The organism is Moorena sp. SIO4E2 (assembly GCF_010671945.1).
GTDB lineage: Bacteria > Cyanobacteriota > Cyanobacteriia > Cyanobacteriales > Coleofasciculaceae > Moorena > Moorena producens.
Map to the genome: position 1 here is coordinate 1 of NZ_JAAHIE010001128.1, position 1673 is coordinate 1673.

Here is a 1673-nt window from a genome sequence, read left to right on the forward strand (position 1 = left end):
CACTCCTGTTATGGTTGACTGAGTGATATTGGTTTTAATTGTGGTGGTTTGACAACCCATCACCGTAATAGCAACAATACTGTAAATAAACCAATTTTTAACCATATCGTTTATCTCTACATTCATCTCTACATCAATTGCTTGATTGAAACCAGCACAAGCGACTCTACTACCAGTAATCCAAAGATGAGTTCTCCCCATCCAAGGAGTGGACTGGTAATTTCAGTTCTGGTAGTTAACGTTTTACTATCCACTGTTGCTGCTTCGGAAACTGTAGCGGTTGCCACAGGAGGAGTTATTGCTACTGATACAGATTCTAGATCAAGCTGGTTTGATAGTCATCGCGTAGTTGCTATTTCTGGGGTTTGTTGAGCTATGGTTGTTGGTTATAATATCCGCTTTGGGCAAGCAAAGGTTCTTTAATGTATTATATGTCTGGTGTATAACTCCATTATTTGGGAGTTGTCGCTCAGGAGTGGCGAGCTACAATATCTTAAAATATTAGTTAGACATTCGTTGTCTTTTTGTATCCCTTAGGATACAAGCCATGATCGAAATCCGGCAGACCGAAGCTTATTCCAAGTGGTTCAGTGGCTTGCGCGATCGACAAGCAAGGGCAAGTATTGATATTCGTATTCGTCGTTTGTCGATGGGCAACCCCGGTGATGTGAAACCAGTGGGAAGAGGAGTTTCGGAACTGCGTATTAACTATGGACCTGGCTAGAGAGTGTATTTCGTGCAGCGCGGGAGTACCTTGATAATCCTCCTTGCAGGTGGTGACAAGCGCACCCAAGACCGGGATATCAAGACAGCCCTAGATCTAGCACAAAAGGTATAGGAGATCGTGATGACCAACATCAAAACCCATCCCTGGGATGTGGCAGAACATCTGAAAACCAAAGAAGATATGGCTGCCTATCTTGAAGCTGCTCTTGAAGATGGGGATCCTGCCTTGGTAGTGGCTGCTCTACGGGATATTACTCGTTCCAAAGCAATGACACAAATTTCTCGCGAAACCGCTCTCGGCAATGAAAGTCTTGATCAGGTGTTGTCGATGGAAGGTAATCCAGACTTCGCCACTGTTCTAAAGGTAATACAGGCACTTGGTCTTAGGTTGCGGGCTACTTCGATCTGAAGTATTGCATTATAAGATGGGTTTACCCTGGATCAGCCAATAAATAATAAGCATTGACCCTGCAGCTTGCTTATTTCCATGGAAACCACTACTCAAGATATGTGTTCGCTTCCATTGCCCCCTGGTAATATCTGTTTACCCATTATCGTTGAAACGATCAGCTTTTTAACGGATCGAAATTTCCACAAAAAGCGGTCAGAAAAGTATGGACGCATTTACAAAACCCACATTTTTGGTAGCAGTAGAGTGGGCATCCTGCCCGCTCGCAAATATTGATAACAGGCAAGATGCCCGTTTCACCAAGATGCCCATAGCACCTATCGGGTCAAACCGTAAAAATCGGATGCACTCAACCGGGATTGATGATCGTGATATTTTTGGCATCATGGAAATAACTCCTTTTTAGGAGGGAGGAAAGCTGCGCTGGTAGTGGTTAACAGTTATAACCAGCGCAGCTATTAGTTTCAGTCGTCACCTTCTATACTATACATAAATATTCAAAAAAATGCAAGGGCTAATTAAAATTATTTACATTTAT

At 43.0% G+C, this 1673-nt stretch carries 3 protein-coding genes and 2 pseudogenes; 4 read left to right on the forward strand and 1 reads right to left on the reverse strand.

Annotation, left to right across the window (positions count from 1 at the left end):
- Window positions 1-201, reverse strand: a pseudogene (locus F6K37_RS41405) (hypothetical protein); the annotation flags it as partial.
- On the opposite strand from F6K37_RS41405, the gene F6K37_RS41410 reads away from it, so the two are divergent.
- From F6K37_RS41410 to F6K37_RS41425, 4 genes and pseudogenes are all read left to right on the forward strand, one after another.
- On the forward strand, window positions 187-372 hold the full coding sequence (locus tag F6K37_RS41410) for a hypothetical protein (protein WP_287257088.1): 186 nt from the start codon (window positions 187-189) through the stop codon (window positions 370-372). The pseudogene F6K37_RS41405 and the gene F6K37_RS41410 overlap by 15 nt on opposite strands.
- A gap of 175 nt (window positions 373-547) precedes the next feature.
- Window positions 548-838 (forward strand): annotated as a pseudogene (locus F6K37_RS41415) (type II toxin-antitoxin system RelE/ParE family toxin).
- 9 nt (window positions 839-847) lie between these two features.
- Complete coding sequence (locus F6K37_RS41420) at window positions 848-1135, forward strand: addiction module antidote protein (protein WP_287257089.1); 288 nt, start codon at window positions 848-850, stop codon at window positions 1133-1135.
- A gap of 205 nt (window positions 1136-1340) precedes the next feature.
- Window positions 1341-1541 (forward strand): hypothetical protein, encoded by a 201-nt coding sequence (locus tag F6K37_RS41425; protein ID WP_287257090.1) that lies wholly within the window; start codon window positions 1341-1343, stop codon window positions 1539-1541.
- Window positions 1542-1673 lie beyond the last annotated feature (132 nt).

Bases quoted from the DNA above. Each gene is read 5' to 3' on its own strand.
- F6K37_RS41420 (WP_287257089.1), top strand. From the start codon at position 848: ATGACCAACATCAAAACCCATCCCTGGGATGTGGCAGAACATCTGAAA.
- F6K37_RS41410 (WP_287257088.1), top strand. From the start codon at position 187: ATGAGTTCTCCCCATCCAAGGAGTGGACTGGTAATTTCAGTTCTGGTA.
- F6K37_RS41425 (WP_287257090.1), top strand. From the start codon at position 1,341: ATGGACGCATTTACAAAACCCACATTTTTGGTAGCAGTAGAGTGGGCA.